General features: G+C 41.8%; 13 protein-coding genes. 5 read left to right on the top strand and 8 right to left on the bottom strand.

The features are described 5' to 3' along the window. The first annotated feature begins 49 nt into the window (after nt 1-49). The 4 genes from PY092_RS17050 to PY092_RS17035 are packed head-to-tail and all read left to right on the top strand — an operon-like array spanning nt 50 to nt 3957. Nucleotides 50-727: an SDR family NAD(P)-dependent oxidoreductase gene (locus PY092_RS17050; protein WP_275617005.1), complete on the top strand. Its 678-nt coding sequence runs from the start codon at nt 50-52 to the stop codon at nt 725-727. A gap of 46 nt (nt 728-773) precedes the next feature. Further along, nucleotides 774-1385, top strand: a complete 612-nt coding sequence (locus PY092_RS17045; RefSeq protein WP_275617004.1) for a SprT-like domain-containing protein — start codon at nt 774-776, stop codon at nt 1383-1385. Between the two features lie 28 nt (nt 1386-1413). Then, nucleotides 1414-2493 (top strand): mannose-1-phosphate guanylyltransferase, encoded by a 1080-nt coding sequence (locus tag PY092_RS17040; protein WP_275617003.1) that lies wholly within the window; start codon nt 1414-1416, stop codon nt 2491-2493. A gap of 3 nt (nt 2494-2496) precedes the next feature. Next, complete coding sequence (locus PY092_RS17035) at nt 2497-3957, top strand: DUF389 domain-containing protein (RefSeq protein ID WP_275617002.1); 1461 nt, start codon at nt 2497-2499, stop codon at nt 3955-3957. Nucleotides 3958-3966: 9 nt separating this feature from the next. Here PY092_RS17035 and PY092_RS17030 read toward each other — a convergent pair whose 3' ends face one another. The 3 genes from PY092_RS17030 to PY092_RS17020 all read right to left on the bottom strand — a co-directional run bounded on the left by PY092_RS17030 (nt 3967) and on the right by PY092_RS17020 (nt 7396). Beyond that, nucleotides 3967-5796, bottom strand: coding sequence for a sugar-binding protein (locus PY092_RS17030; RefSeq protein WP_275617001.1), 1830 nt, complete (start codon nt 5794-5796; stop codon nt 3967-3969). A gap of 95 nt (nt 5797-5891) precedes the next feature. Continuing rightward, nucleotides 5892-6659: an ABC transporter ATP-binding protein gene (locus PY092_RS17025; RefSeq protein ID WP_275617000.1), complete on the bottom strand. Its 768-nt coding sequence runs from the start codon at nt 6657-6659 to the stop codon at nt 5892-5894. Beyond that, a complete protein-coding gene (locus PY092_RS17020) occupies nt 6659-7396 on the bottom strand; it encodes an MlaE family ABC transporter permease (RefSeq protein ID WP_275616999.1) in 738 nt (245 codons plus the stop codon). Before PY092_RS17020 ends, PY092_RS17025 begins: the two co-directional genes overlap by 1 nt. Nucleotides 7397-7512: 116 nt before the next feature. On the opposite strand from PY092_RS17020, the gene pafA reads away from it, so the two are divergent. Then, nucleotides 7513-9183 carry an alkaline phosphatase PafA gene (gene pafA / locus PY092_RS17015; RefSeq protein WP_275616998.1) on the top strand — a complete coding sequence of 557 codons (1671 nt, stop codon included), beginning with the start codon at nt 7513-7515 and terminating at the stop codon, nt 9181-9183. Nucleotide 9184: 1 nt separating this feature from the next. Here the strand turns inward: pafA and PY092_RS17010 are convergent, their stop codons facing one another. From PY092_RS17010 to PY092_RS16990, 5 genes are all read right to left on the bottom strand, one after another. Next, nucleotides 9185-9628, bottom strand: a complete 444-nt coding sequence (locus tag PY092_RS17010) for a hypothetical protein (RefSeq protein ID WP_275616997.1) — start codon at nt 9626-9628, stop codon at nt 9185-9187. Then, nucleotides 9629-11992 (bottom strand): MopE-related protein, encoded by a 2364-nt coding sequence (locus tag PY092_RS17005; protein WP_275616996.1) that lies wholly within the window; start codon nt 11990-11992, stop codon nt 9629-9631. Between the two features lie 263 nt (nt 11993-12255). Continuing rightward, entirely contained in the window at nt 12256-13098 is an 843-nt protein-coding gene (locus PY092_RS17000) for a glycosyltransferase family 2 protein (protein WP_275616995.1), read from the bottom strand. 101 nt (nt 13099-13199) lie between these two features. Further along, nucleotides 13200-13724, bottom strand: a complete 525-nt coding sequence (locus PY092_RS16995; protein ID WP_275616994.1) for a class I SAM-dependent methyltransferase — start codon at nt 13722-13724, stop codon at nt 13200-13202. Nucleotides 13725-13841: 117 nt separating this feature from the next. After that, nucleotides 13842-14900 (bottom strand): 3-oxoacyl-ACP synthase III family protein, encoded by a 1059-nt coding sequence (locus PY092_RS16990; RefSeq protein WP_275616993.1) that lies wholly within the window; start codon nt 14898-14900, stop codon nt 13842-13844. Nucleotides 14901-15059 lie beyond the last annotated feature (159 nt).

Genomic DNA, 15059 nt, shown 5'->3' with positions numbered 1-15059 from the left:
AGGTTTTTACAGATTCCCGATTTCTTGGGAATGACAAATCAATTCAAATATGGCAAACATTATCATAACAGGTACAAGTAGGGGAATAGGTTTTGAACTGGTAAAACTTTTTGCAAGGGAAGGACATCAAGTTTTGGCCCTGTCTCGTAATGATGGGCCCGTAAAAGCACTGAAATTGCCCAATGTACATTCCTTTTCCTTTGATTTGGGCAGTCCAACCGATTATCAAAAGTTAAATGATTTTTTGGAGCAATGGCATGTGGTGGATGTACTCATCAACAACGCAGGGCGATTGCTGAACAAACCATTTTCGGAAACCACCACAGAAGAATTTGAAAGTGTTTACAAGGTAAATGTGTTCGGTGTGGCCGAAATGACCAAGACCGTATTGCCTATGATGGGCCAAGAGGGGCATGTGTTGACCGTAAGTTCCATGGGCGGGGTGCAAGGCAGCATGAAGTTCCCTGGACTTTCGGCTTACAGTTCAAGCAAAGGCGCTGTGATTACCTTGACAGAGTTGTTGGCAGAAGAGTACAAAGAAACAGGACCAAGTTTCAACGTGTTGGCGTTAGGTGCTGTGCAAACCGAAATGTTGGAAGAAGCGTTTCCTGGATATAAGGCTCCTGTCACAGCCATGGAGATGGCAACCTACATCAAGGAGTTTGCGTTGACGGGCCAAAAACTTTACAATGGAAAATTGCTGCAGGTAAGTAATAGTACGCCTTAGGTTTTATCATTGAATATTTTCTGGATAAACTTGTAACTTCATCCCAGTGGACAATACCCTTCAAAAATACCTCCCTGAGCTTGCAGTAGTTCCTTGTTTTGAACTCATCAAAACCCATGGGGTACATTTAAAAATCGTGAATCATAGGGTAACCCGGCATGGCGATTACCGAAGATTGCCCAATGGGCTTCATCTGATTACCGTAAATGCTTCACTCAATAAATATCGATTCCTCATTACACTCGTCCACGAAATCGCGCATTTGGTGGCCTTTGAAACGTATGGTCGTCGAATAAAACCGCACGGCGTGGAATGGAAGCGTACCTTTCAGCACTTAATGGTTCCCTTTATTAGGCCCGAAGTGTTCCCAAGGCAACTCTTGCCGATAATTGCGAACCATTTTAAAAACCCGAAAGCAAGTAGTAGTACCGACGCAAGGTTGTCTATTGCGCTTAAAACTTTTGACGAGGAAGAACGACAGCACAGTTATGTCTATGAGTTGCCAACTGGCAGTGTTTTTAGACTGTACAATGGCAAGTTGTTCAAAAAAGGAAATAAAAAAGTAAAACGGTACGAATGTGTGGAGTTATCAACTGGCAGACTATATTTGTTCCAACCCAACGCTGAGGTTGAACTGGTTCAAGATGTGCCTAGATAATCAGCATTCTAATTAGAAAAACAGCAAAATGAACAAGAATTATTATGCAGTTTTAATGGCAGGAGGAGTTGGTTCCCGATTTTGGCCTGTGAGTACATCATCCAACCCAAAACAGTTCCATGATATGCTGGGAACGGGTAAAACGTTGATTCAAAAAACCTTTGATCGTTTAAATAAGTTTATCCCCACCGAAAATATTTTGATCCTGACCAATGAGCGTTACAACGATTTGGTTTTGGAGCAATTGCCAAAGGTAAAACAAGATCAAGTTGTTCTGGAACCCGCCATGCGCAATACAGCACCCTGTATTTTGTATGCTTCGCTGAAGATTCAAAAAATGAATCCCAATGCAGTGATGATCGTAGCTCCAAGTGATCATTGGATAGAGGACGAAGCTGCTTTTGAAAAGGATGTGATAGCTTGTTTTGATAAATGTGAAAAAGAGAGCGCACTTTGTACCTTGGGTATTCAACCCACATTTGCCAATACCGGCTTTGGTTATATAGAGTTCGAAAAGGGAAGTGACGAAAATTTGAAAAAGGTGTCCCAGTTCAGGGAAAAACCAGATTATGAGACCGCAAAGGAATTTTTGGCACGGGGCAACTTTTTGTGGAATGCAGGTATTTTTATGTGGAGCGTGGAAACCATAGTGGAAGCTTTTAAAAAATACCAGCCAAGTCAATATGAATTATTTGGAAAAGGAATTTCGAGTTACAATACGGAGGAAGAAAGAGCCTTCATTCAAGAAAATTATGCCAAGGCAGAAAACATATCCATCGATTATGCTATCTTGGAGCAATCCAAATCCATTTATACCTTGCCAGCTACTTTTGATTGGAACGACTTGGGAACGTGGGGCGCTCTTTATGATAAATTGGATAAAGACGAAGCGGACAATGCCGTTGTGAATGCCCAAGTGCTGTTGGAAGATGCCAAAGGAAACATGATTCGTTCCCCAAAAGGGAAGGTCGTCGTGGTAGATGGTCTGGAAGACTATATTATCGTGGATAAGGAAGAAGTGCTCTTGATTTATCCCAAGGACAAACAACAGGATATTAAAAAAGTATTGAACCAAGTAAAAGAAAAATTTGGAGATCAGTTTGCATAATAGATGAGCGAAGAACAGAAAAAGGATGTGAAAACGACAGCTCCCAATCAAGATAGCGGAGATGAGGTAAAAAAGGATTTTAAAGGCCTTTTGGGCAGCGTGCGCAAATTTTTATCGGATTTGTTGGAGATACGCTCCAATACCGATGCGGCTGCAACCAAAGAATCCATAATTGCGGATATTCCTTTTAAAAACCACACCACATGGATTTTGGTATGCTCCATATTTATTGCCTCAATTGGGTTAAACGCCAATTCAACGGCAGTGGTTATCGGGGCCATGCTTATTTCTCCTTTGATGGGTCCCATTTTGGGGATGGGCATGTCCTTGGCCATTAATGATATCGATACGCTACGGAGATCACTTAAAAACTTTACCGTAATGGTGGTGTTGAGTGTGATAACCGCATTCTTGTTTTTCTATTTCTTTCCATTGCGGGATGAATCCTCGGAATTGTTGGCACGCACCAAGCCCGATATCCGAGATGTGCTGATTGCATTTTTTGGTGGGCTTGCCCTTGTGATTGCCCGTGCCAAAAAGGGTACTATTGCCAGTGTTATTTTTGGTGTGGCCATTGCAACTGCACTGATGCCACCTTTGTGTACAGTGGGTTTTGGTCTTGCGATAGGCAAACCGCTATATGCAGCGGGAGCCATGTATCTATTTATAATCAACACCATTTTTATTGGCTTGGCAACCTTCTTGGTCATCAAGTTTTTGAGGTTTCCCATGGTTCGCTACGCTAACTCACAACGGAGAAGATTAATTGCCCGTTTGGCATCCATCACTGGAATTTTGGTCATGATCCCAGCAGGGTTCACTTTTTACAATGTGTTCCAGGAGTCACTTTTTATGAAGCAAGCACAAGGATTTTTACAGGATACAGTTGAGGTATACCAGTTTGATGGTGCTGGAAGATATGTGGACAATCTTACCAAATTGGAATATGTGGACGACGGAACATCAATGATTGAAGTAGTGTTTATGGGAGATGAATTGGTGCCTGATAATATTATTAGTACGTGGAGAACACAAAAGAACGAATACAATAGGCTCAAAGATGCCGAACTGCATATTATTCAAGGAGGAAGGGACGATTCAGAAGAAAAGTTCAACTATGTGAGTGAGCTTTACGAGAAGAACAAGGCCGAACTTCTGAACAAGGACGAGCAAATCAGACTGCTTGAAGAAGAACTGGCCACGTTGACCAAAAATGTGGGGAAACAGATTCCTTTTCAAAACATAAGCGCAGAGGCAAAGGCCAATTATGATAATATAGATGCTTTGGGTTTTTCGTACCAAATACGTACTGACTTTAAAAAATTGGATACCATTCCCGTATTTGAGGTACATTGGAAAAATGGTGTCAGTTCCGCTCAAAAAGAATCAGATACAAAAAAAATGTTAGCTTGGTTAAAACTAAGGCTACAAGATTCCACTTTGGTCATTAAAGAGGTCGAATAAACTCTCGTTTTACTTTTTGAATATCATTCCAGAACCGGGTATGTCACTGCTTTCATTCCAAGCGGGCACCCAAAAATGGGTTGTGGAACCTTCATCTGCGGTGTCAAAATCATAATAACCAACATCCAAACGTAATGTGGACCATGGGCCTTCATGCATTTTGTTGAGGTATTCAATAGGTATGGCCATTTCCATTTGCGCCCCTGTTTCTGTTTTCTTCAATGCGGACTCCACCTTAACGGGTAAGGTGTCTTCTTGGTAAACAGGGTTTTCTTCTTTGAAGGTTCGTAAAAAAGCCAGCCAATCACGACCTCTTCCTGCTCCGGCATTAAAAGCACTGGTCAGTTGGGGTCTGGCATCAAGGCCAACAATGATAGCATCCTGTCCCCAATAGGAACCTTTTTCATTAGTGTAAAAGTCATTGTCCTTGACATCCACGGCCACATAAAAATACGTGTCGTCGTATGCTGTGGCAAACTTCATCTCAAAATCTTCTTTCCCATCAAAATCAAAAGGGGAGCCATCCATATCCTCTACCATATTCCATTGGGAATTATCCCATTCCTTCAATTTTCCGTCCAACTTTACTTTGGATATTTTCTCTGTTTTGTATTTAAAAAAGGGCAGGTAATTCAAGGTTGATGAGAACTCAACGTTTGGTTGATTCTCAAACAGGTAGGTAATGTCAGCTTCCACTTTCATGGTGGAAAGGTCTTTTAGGACTTTGCCATGTACATTTTCAATGGTTAAATCAAAAACGGTCACATCGTTGGGCTCCACGATAAAATCAGTCTCTTTGAACTGATAAAATAGTTCTTCATGAGCGATACCTTTAAGCTGCACCCTCATTTTTGTATCAGAATTGTTTGTGGCTCTTACTTGTGTGATGCTGGTTTTGGCGTTAGGGTTATTCTCATAGACAGGTTCTATTTTTACAGGAAAAGGACGGTTCCGAACCAAGTCAACAATTTCCTCGGTTACCACATCTTCATCCCAGATACCATCCAAGAACAAATTGGCCAAAATGGGGCCTTCTTCTGTCATAGTGACCCAAACCACATGGTCGAATTCGCCATACGCCTTCCCTCTGAGTTGACTCCCACCACCCGTGGTCGCCAAGGCAATATATTTGCCATTGTTCCTTTGTGTTTTCCAGTATCTGTGATAGTGTCCTGCAAAAACGTTGTGCGGTCTGTCTTGAAGCAATTTTTCCACATCGTTCCATCGTTTTGTGTCGTCTTGGACCCAAAGTGGTTGGTGCAAGAAGGCCAGCGTCCATTTCACGTCTTTGTTTTCCTCCAATACTTTTTTGATGTATTCGTACTGTTCATCATCAATGGTTCCTTTTCCGGCACCACGCAAATTGTCTTCGGAATTCAAACAAAGAAAAAGCACATCTTTATAAACAAAATGATAATAGGACACCCCGAACATTTCTTCCCATTTTTCTTCCATGACCTCATTGGTAATGTCATGGTTTCCGGGAATATAGAAAAATGGAGCTTCGAGTTGGGATATAAAGCCATTGAATTCCTTCCATTCTTGGTTCAACCGGACTGTGTCGCGGGTATACCCCTCGATAAAATCGCCAACGCTCATTACAAATTCGGGTTGTAACAAGTTCAATTTCTTAATTCCGGTAGGGAAAACCCCAGGTCGGTGGCCACCGGTTCGGTCGGTAACGATGGCAAATTGAAATTGCTCTGGAGAGGCGTTCCAATCGATATGGTTCCAGGGTTTTTGTTGCGTGGGGATATCGATGTAGATGGTAGGTTTGTCTTGGGCAAAGACAGTTGAAAGGGACAAAAAAGAAAGGATGAGGAAATAAAAACGTGGCATGGTTGATTTTTTACGAAAATTCAGGATTTTTCGTTAAATAAACGGCACGTTCAAATTAAGGTTTGGTTAACATTTTTAGGAGTTATGGTATTAACTTAATTTCTCTCCTCGATATACATTTGCCGCACTTTTTTAAAGAGCTCGGAAGAATAGACAAAATCAGTAACGGCCTTGTTATCCGTTTTAAAGATTTCTTTGTTGGTACCTTCCCATTCCTTATGTCCGTTTTTTAAGAAAATGATTTTCTCCCCGATTTCCATTACGGAGTTCATATCGTGGGTATTGATCACTGTGGTAATGTCGTATTCCTGTGTGATCTCATGTATTAGATTATCAATTAAAATGGCTGTTTTGGGATCTAGTCCAGAGTTGGGTTCATCACAAAACAAGTATTTTGGGTTCATCACAATGGCTCTTGCAATGGCGACTCTTTTTTGCATCCCCCCTGAAATTTCTGCGGGATACCTTTTGTGTGCATCCACCAAGTTGACCCGCTTCAAAACAAAATCTACCCGATCTTGCTTTTCGGACTGAGATTGGTTGGTGAACATATCCAATGGGAACATGACGTTGCCTTCCACCGTCATGGAGTCAAAAAGTGCACTTCCCTGGAACACCATGCCCATTTCTTGCCGTAGGTTCCTTTTTTCTTTTATCGAAAGCTCGGAATAGCATTGGCCATTGTAATAAATGTTGCCTTCGTCGGGCTCAAAAAGCCCCAAGAGGCATTTTAGGAAAACTGTTTTACCGGAACCACTCTGACCAATGATCAAGTTGGTCTTGCCTTTATCAAAACGTGTGGAAATTCCTTTTAGGACATGATTGTCCCCAAACGATTTGTGTATGTTTTCTACCTCTATCATCAGCCAAGCAAAAGTTGTGTTAGTATGTAGTTCAAAATAATAATTACGACACTCGTCCAAACAAAAGATGTGGTACTGGCCTTGCCCACTTCCAGTGCGCCACCAGTCATGTAATATCCGTGGTATGAGGGCACCGTAGCGATCACAAAGGCAAAAACAACCGATTTTATTAAGGCGTATGTTACGTGATAGGCATTAAAATCCATTTGTAGTCCCTGAATAAAATCGCCACTTGGGGCAAAACCGCCGAATACGGCTGCTACCCATCCTCCCAAAATACCTACAAACATGGAAATCGCAACGGCGAAGGGGTACAACATGACGGCCACGATTTTTGGGAACACCAAATAGTTCAACGAGTTGATTCCCATTACCTCAAGGGCATCAATTTGTTCGGTAACCCTCATGGTGCCTATGCTCGAAGTAATATAAGACCCTACCTTTCCCGCCATGATGATAGAGGTGAAAGTGGGGGCAAACTCCAAAATAACAGATTGTCTTGCCGCAAAACCAATAAGACTTTTTGGTAAAAGTGGATTGGTAAGGTTCAATGCGGTTTGTATGGTAACAACCCCTCCTATAAAAAAGGAGATGAATATAATGATGCCCATGGCGCCATAGACCAACTCATCAATTTCCTTGAAGATCAAGGTTTTCATGATGCGCCATTTGGTAGGTTTTTTAAATACTTCCCAAACCATGATGAAGTATTTTCCAATCGCTTCTAGGTATTTCATGCGTTTTTTGGACTTGAGGTCATAAAAATAAGAATATTGTGCAGCATTTAACCTTCATTTAAATTTTTAAACGGGAGAATTCAATAGTTTTGCCCTTACTTGATTAAAACTTTAGCATGAGAACAACCAACCTTTTAGTATCCATTTTAGCATTGTGCATGATCAGTATCACTTATGGTCAACGCAGGAAAAAGAACGATGCAGCACCTCAACCGGTACCTATTGCACAAACTCCGAAATTGGTCGTGGGTATTGTCGTGGACCAAATGCGATATGACTATTTGACCCGTTTTTGGAATCAATATGGCGAAGGAGGATTTAAAAGATTGGTGAATGAAGGGTTCAATTGTAAAAACAACCATTTTAATTATGCGCCAACCAGTACGGGGCCCGGGCATACATCCGTTTATACGGGCACAACACCATCCATGCACGGTATTATTGGGAACGATTGGTTCGATAAGGAATCTGGAGAGGATGTATACTGCGCAGGGGATGATAGTTACACTTCTGTGGGAACATCATCGGATGCTGGGCAAATGTCCCCGCACCGAATGCTTGTGACCACGATTACAGATCAGTTGCGTTTGCATACCCAAAAGAGAGGAAAGGTCATCGGGGTGGCCTTAAAGGATAGAGGAGCCATTTTACCTGCAGGCCATGCTGCCAATGCGGCATATTGGTTTGAAGGAGGGGAAACAGGAAACTGGATAACCAGTTCCTATTATATGGATGAATTGCCACAATGGGTGGCGGATTTTAATGCCTCGGACAAGGTTGAAGTCTATAAAAAGCCTTGGAATACCTTAAAACCTATTGAAACATACGTGGAAAGTGGATTGGATGCCAATAATTATGAGGGACTACAAAAAGGAGAAGCAACCAATACGTTTCCACACGACTTACCTGCCATTTGGGATCAAAACGGTCAGTTTGATTTGATAAGAAGGAGTCCGTACGGGAACAGCATCACTGCTGATTTTGCCCTAGCTGCTTTGGAAGCAGAAGATTTGGGTGCTGATGCCATAACCGATTTCTTGGCCATCAGTTTTTCCAGTACCGATTATGTGGGGCACTTTTTTGGAGTAAATTCCAAGGAAATTGAGGATACCTACATTCGATTGGATCAAGATTTGGCCCGAATTTTTTCCACTTTGGATGAAAAAGTGGGCGAAGGGGAATATACAGTTTTCCTAACCGCAGATCATGCAGCGGTCAATGTACCTTCATACCTGATGGATTCCAAAATTCCAGCAGGTTATTTGGATATGGGAGGGATGCAGACAAAGTTTGCCGAGTTTCTTCAGTATAAATACGGAACTACCGATGTGGTAAGGGACCTTTCCAATTATCAATTGTTTTTGGACCACAAGATTTTGGCCAATTTGGATATTGATTTGGACGATGCCCAAGAGGATATTGCACGGGAATTATTGTCTTATGAGGGCATAAGCCAAGTCTACACGGCAGACCAAATGTGGCATAACGATTATACCAAAGGTATACCGTACATTTTACAGAACGGCTATAATCAAAAACGTTCGGGTGATGTGCTTTTGGTGCCAAGTGTGGGATATATTTCATATGGAAGAACCGGTTCCACCCATGGTTCTGCACAGATTTACGATACCCATGTTCCGTTATTGCTTTACGGAAAGGGCATTAAGCAAGGAAGCACGGTAAACCGCACGGAAATTCCCGATGTTGCACCCACTATTGCCGCTTTGTTGGGCATTGCATTCCCGAATGGGGCTACTGGACATCCGATTGGGGAGGTTTTGGAATAATTTATTCAATAAAAACCCTATAAATTCCTGTTTCATAATCTATTTCGTAATTCGAATGGGATATTTCAATGGTCGTGAATTTGGTGTAAGAGCAACAGCCTTCTGTTATTCTTTCAGCATTGACCTGTAAAGAGAAAATAAGGTTGTCAGAAGCGATGATTTGATAATTGACAGCTTCCGATTCCCAACCAATGGAGTTGATGTTTATTAAATCAATATCCCCATCTTGAACAATGGAGAATTCCAAAGCTTGGTTGTTTGATTGATCAACAACCTTAATATCGTTGGAAGAATAAGTTCCATTGGAAATCAAATTAGCCCCAGTTTCTAGGCCTATAAGTTCAAAAAGCAGCGGTTGAGGAGGTGTGAAACATTCATTACAGTCTTCTTTACAAGCTAGTAGTACGAATAAGAAAGTAACGATAAGAGTTAATTTTGATTTCATTTATCTATTTATGATTAATTTTTTGGCAATCCTTTTACCGACCACTAAATCATGGTAAAGAACAAAATAAATACCGTTGGATAAATGCTCAATGTTTATTGGGTATTTATTTTTATAGCTAAGTACTAAGCGGTTTTTGACATCAAAGATTTCAATTGTGAAATCATGATTGTCGGGTTTTACAATGTATAGGTTTTCGTTGGCTGGATTAGGGTATATAAAGAATTCGTTTGTGTTCTTTTGCTCAGGCTCAGGCTCAGGTTTAGGTTCAGATGAGGATGTGACCTCAATGATGCCATCGCAATTTTCATCCACTTGATTGTTTACTGTTTCCGCTGCATATGGATTGATGTCAGGGTCACTGTCATCACAGTCCTCTGCATTGATGAACCCATCCTGATCTAGGTCATCGTCGAGGGTGTCGGGGTCGCAGTCATCATCTATGCCATTGTAGGGAATCTCCTCCCCATCTGGATTGATGTCAGGGTCGCTGTCATCACAGTCCTCCGCATGGTTGAACCCATCCTGATCTAGGTCATCGTCGAGGGTGTCGGGGTCGCAGTCATCATCTATGCCATTGTAGGGAATCTCCTCCGCATCTGGATTGATGTCAGGGTCACTGTCATCACAGTCCTCCGCATGGTTGAAACCATCCTGGTCGAGGTCGTCGTCAGGAGTGGCAGGGTCACAATCATCGTCGATACCATTGTACGGAACCTCCTCCGCATCTGGATTTATATTTGGGTCGGAGTCGTCACAGTCCTCCGCATGGTTGAACCCATCCTGATCTAGGTCGTCGTCAAGAGTTGCGGGATTACAATCATCATCGATACCATTGTACGGAACCTCTTCTGCATCTGGATTGATGTCAGGGTCGCTGTCATCACAGTCCTCCGCATTGATGAAACCATCCTCATCTAGGTCATCGTCAGGAGTTGCAGGGTCACAATCATCGTCGATACCATTGTACGGAATCTCTTCTGTATCTGGATTGATGTCAGGGTCGCTGTCATCACAGTCCTCCGCATGGTTGAACCCATCCTGATCTAGGTCGTCGTCAAGAGTTGCGGGATTACAATCATTATCGATACCATTGTACGGAACCTCTTCTGCATCTGGATTGATGTCAGGGTCGCTGTCATCACAGTCCTCCGCATTGATGAAACCATCCTGGTCAAGGTCGCCGTCGAGGGTGTCGGGGTTGCAGTCATCATCGATACCGTTGTAGGGAACCTCTTCTGCATCTGGGTTGATGTTGGGGTTATTGTCATCGCAATCATTGGCTTGGTTGAATCCGTCCTCATCTAGGTCATCGTCAGGAGTGGCAGGGTCGCAATCATCATCTATGCCATTGTAGGGAACCTCTTCTGCATCTGGGTTGATATCGGGATTGAAATCATCACAATCCACATCCGATAGTGTTCCATCTTCGTCAAAATCGATGCTGCCAATTCCATAGTGAAGGCTTAAATATTCTTTAATACTGTTCGCGCAAGACTCTGCAAATAATTCTCTTGTTTGGGGTTGGTCGCCATTTAATCTAATATTTTGATCTGCTTCGATTTGAAAGGCATCAAAGTTGTCATTAAAATGGGCTCCATGATAATATACATTGTATCCTCCATTAAAATAAGGATCATCGAACTCGGGATATGGGTCTTCGGGACTCGGAACGGCAGGATATCCCTTACTATGGATAAGTGCACCGAAACTTAGTGGACCTCGGACCAATTCAGAGTGCTCCAGATCTAAAGGATTCTCCTTAACAAGGTTTTTAATGCTGTTCCGATTGATATGAAAGGGAGTGTTCAGGGTTTCGTCAGTTTGGTTAAGGTCACTGTGTGTCAGAATGTAGCCTAACTCTATTCGTTGAATTGGATGCGCATGACCATGCAGGTCGATTAACAGCCCTCTACCAAATTCTTGTACAATTTTTGTTTTGGTTGTCTCTATGTAATCTTGATAATTGGTCCAAGCCTCTTCACCAATAGGATCACCATCGGCACCGTCCTCTATTGGACGATTGGTGTCTAATTTACTTCTATCCAGTAAATTGATGATTACGTGCGGATAGTGGCCTGTTTCCTCGAAAAAATACTGCATAATGCTTCTCCCGATTTCTTGTGTGAATGAGTCTCGGATATACACACACTCATTGCAATCTCTATCTGCAATCTCATCAGGTGTTTCATAACCACCGTGGGGAATGGAAATAATCAATGGGTAGTTTCCAGCGATATATTCCACATACCCAGTATCATCAAAATAGCTTTGCCCTGGAATTTGAGCCGTAGCAGAACCGATCAACAACAAGAAAGCCAGAGGGAAAAATAGCTTTTTCCGAAATTGTAGGTCAGGTTTCATATTTTTCATTGGTTTATGAATCCTTTTATGATGTTGGGGTTTTACATCTGGGACAAAAGATTATTTGGGAATGCTGCTATCTTTAAAGTTACTTACAGTTAGGGCAATACCATGATGAAAATTGATGAATGCCCCATTTGAATTGACGGAATTTGGTTTAGTATGTGACTTGTAGTTCTATTGAAGAATAGCTGTAAGTGAATTCTTTGTTGTTAATAAAGAATAACATGTAAAATATCTGATATTCAAATAGTTGTTTGTGTTTAGATTTTGGATTTGATTCCTTTCCAACGATATTTTCGGATGAATTTGCCTTCTTTTTTGGAAACGTATTTCGTTTGCTGTTGGATGAAAGCCTTCAGGAAGCCCAGCACTGCTTGAACGTATAAATTCAGACTTTTGGCCTGCCAGGCCATTTTCAATGCGGCAATTTTGGTCAGTACAAGTCCGTAGCCCATTTTGTACATCGCCACACCCTTGGATTGATAGTTTTTTGTGCTGTACCCATGCCCCGTTGGTCGAAGATGTTTTACTTGGAGTTCGGGGAGCGTCAAGGTGTCAAAATCATGGTATTTGGCTAAAAGGATGTCCACGGTGTCCCAGCCAACACCTGGCCGTAAACCACCTATTTTGTTAAAGCAAGCTTTATGATAGAGCTTGATAGGTCCTCGGATGTGATTTTTGTCCGCAATGTGTTCATAGATCCAATCATTGCCTCTTTTGATGTACAAAAGTCCTGAGCACATTCCTAGTTTCCAATTGGCCTGAAATTGATTGACGATTAATTCAAAATAGTTGTTTGGCAGGATGATATCTGCATCAAACTTGCCAATAAGGTCATATTCCGAAGTGTGTCCCAATCCAAAATTAAAGGTGTCCACCACTTTTTTACCTGGGATATGCTCATCGGTGGAGCTTCGCTGAACCACTTTTATCCAGTCATGCTTTTGTGCGAAAATGGTCGCTATGGTAAAGGTATCATCAGAAGAATTGTCATCCACCACAATAAGCTCGTTGGGCAAATAAGTTTGGGCCACAAAAGAATCCAAGCAATCCTTTAAAAAAGAAGCCTCATTGTGTGCGGGAATTATGATACAGATGCGCATTGGCTAAAATTCCAAAAAACAAACCAGAAATCCCAAATTAGTTTTAGGTTTAGTAGTCAGTGATTCCCGTCTTTGATTTTAGAAACTTGGAACTTGATATACTATGTTTCCCGCTCGGCATAGACGATATAATAGCGATTGGTAAAATATCGTAGAATTGGACGAATTCCGATTTTTTTGGTAGGGTTGGTCCATTTAGCAGAATCTTTGATAGTCCAACCTGCCTTTTCCAATAGCCAATCAAATTGCCAATCCTCGAATTCGTGGTAGTGGCGGTCCCATGGATCGGTTTTGCTTCGATAAGCTGGGGAGAACCATAATCGCATAGGTATGCTTGCTACCAATTTCTTGGCTTTTACCTCCTTCAAAACATTCAGCGGAGCTACCAAATGCTCAAAAATCTCGAAAGCAGTAACCACATCAGCATCGGACTGGGCAACATTTTGAAAATCCACGTCCAAATCTTCTCCACCAGTATTTGTGACGGCATATCCGTTGGACTTCATTATTTCAGAAAATGGATTTTCGACCCCAAGGTCCAAGATGGATTCCGAAGGGGCTATATGCTTCTTTAGGAACTCCAGGGTGTGTTTATAGCGCTTGTTGGGAAAGTTGTTTTCGTACATGGGTTAAAATTCCAAAAAACAAACCAGAAATCCCAAATTAGTTTTAGGTTTAGTAGGCAGTGGTCAATGATGGGTATATTGTGTTTGAACTTGATGCTTGAGTTTGTTTTTTCTGTATCAACATCTGTAAACAATAGCGTTGACGTTCATTCCTGCACCAACGCTTGCAAAAATCACAACGTCTCCTTTTTTTACTTCATGATTGGGTAGTTTTCCTTTCAGGACCATGTCGTATAGGGTAGGTACGGTAGCAACGGAACTGTTCCCTAAATCCTGAATGCTCATGGGCATAATGTTTTCGGGTACAGGTTTACCATAGATTTTATAAAACCTTTTGATGATGGCCTCGTCCATTTTTTCGTTGGCCTGATGGATGAAAATCTTTTTAACATCATCAATATCAACTCCGCTGTCATCCAGACAAGAAGCCATGGCTTTGGGAACGTTAATGCAGGCAAATTCGTAGATTTTTCGACCTAGCATTTTTATATATCGGGTGTCCTTGGGTTCCGAGGGGCAGTTGGATTTATCAAAATATAGATAGTACGCTTCCTCATTGGCGTAGGTTACCGAAGCATGGGACAATATTTCGCCATTGGGTGCATCGGCTTCAAGTATCGCTGCTCCAGCACCGTCGGAAAAAATCATACTGTCTCGATCATGGGAGTCCACAACTCTGGAGAGGGTTTCTCCCCCAATTACCAAACACTTTTTGGCCATACCGCTTTTGATGAAGGCAGTAGCTTGAATCATACCTTCAATCCAACCGGGACATCCAAAAATAAGGTCGTAAGCCACACATTTTGGATTTTTGATACGCAATAAGTGCTTGACACGAGTAGCGAGACTGGGCAGGGTATCCCCTTGGATTTTTCCTGGGGTAAGATCCCCGAAATTATGGGCAAATATGATGTAATCGAGTTCCTCCTTATCCACTTTAGCACTGGCAATCGCTTCTTCGGCTGCCAAAAATCCAATGTCCGATGTTTTAAGATCGGGTTTGGCGTACCTACGGTTGGCAATGCCCGTGATGGCCTCAAATTTTTCAATGATCACATTGTTCTGTTGTTCAAAGGACGACCCATCGGTTTCCATAAACTCATGATTCAAGAAATCTTCGTTTTTGGTAATTATGGAAGGGATGTGGCTTCCTGTACCTGTTATGCCAATTTTCATGTTGCGCAGAGGTTATTAATCAATACAAGTTAAGATATTGAACCATTAATGTTATGCATGCATAATAAATTATACAATGTCCAAAAGGTAACATATATAATGCAGGATACGAAAAAAGCCTTGATCTAATTATAGAATCAAGGCTTTTCTCAATGTTTA

This window comes from Flagellimonas yonaguniensis (assembly GCF_029193885.1).
In the GTDB taxonomy this organism is placed as follows: Bacteria; Bacteroidota; Bacteroidia; order Flavobacteriales; family Flavobacteriaceae; genus Flagellimonas; species Flagellimonas yonaguniensis.
This window is presented reverse-complemented; position numbering and strand designations above follow the sequence as displayed.

Excerpts from the sequence above, each read along its gene's own strand:
- pafA (WP_275616998.1), top strand. The coding sequence starts at position 7,513 with ATGAGAACAACCAACCTTTTAGTATCCATTTTAGCATTGTGCATGATC.
- PY092_RS17025 (WP_275617000.1), bottom strand. The coding sequence starts at position 6,659 with ATGATAGAGGTAGAAAACATACACAAATCGTTTGGGGACAATCATGTC.
- PY092_RS17030 (WP_275617001.1), bottom strand. The coding sequence starts at position 5,796 with ATGCCACGTTTTTATTTCCTCATCCTTTCTTTTTTGTCCCTTTCAACT.
- PY092_RS17000 (WP_275616995.1), bottom strand. The coding sequence starts at position 13,098 with ATGCGCATCTGTATCATAATTCCCGCACACAATGAGGCTTCTTTTTTA.
- PY092_RS17005 (WP_275616996.1), bottom strand. The coding sequence starts at position 11,992 with ATGAAACCTGACCTACAATTTCGGAAAAAGCTATTTTTCCCTCTGGCT.
- PY092_RS16990 (WP_275616993.1), bottom strand. The coding sequence starts at position 14,900 with ATGAAAATTGGCATAACAGGTACAGGAAGCCACATCCCTTCCATAATT.
- PY092_RS16995 (WP_275616994.1), bottom strand. The coding sequence starts at position 13,724 with ATGTACGAAAACAACTTTCCCAACAAGCGCTATAAACACACCCTGGAG.
- PY092_RS17035 (WP_275617002.1), top strand. The coding sequence starts at position 2,497 with ATGAGCGAAGAACAGAAAAAGGATGTGAAAACGACAGCTCCCAATCAA.
- PY092_RS17010 (WP_275616997.1), bottom strand. The coding sequence starts at position 9,628 with ATGAAATCAAAATTAACTCTTATCGTTACTTTCTTATTCGTACTACTA.
- PY092_RS17040 (WP_275617003.1), top strand. The coding sequence starts at position 1,414 with ATGAACAAGAATTATTATGCAGTTTTAATGGCAGGAGGAGTTGGTTCC.
- PY092_RS17050 (WP_275617005.1), top strand. The coding sequence starts at position 50 with ATGGCAAACATTATCATAACAGGTACAAGTAGGGGAATAGGTTTTGAA.
- PY092_RS17020 (WP_275616999.1), bottom strand. The coding sequence starts at position 7,396 with ATGAAATACCTAGAAGCGATTGGAAAATACTTCATCATGGTTTGGGAA.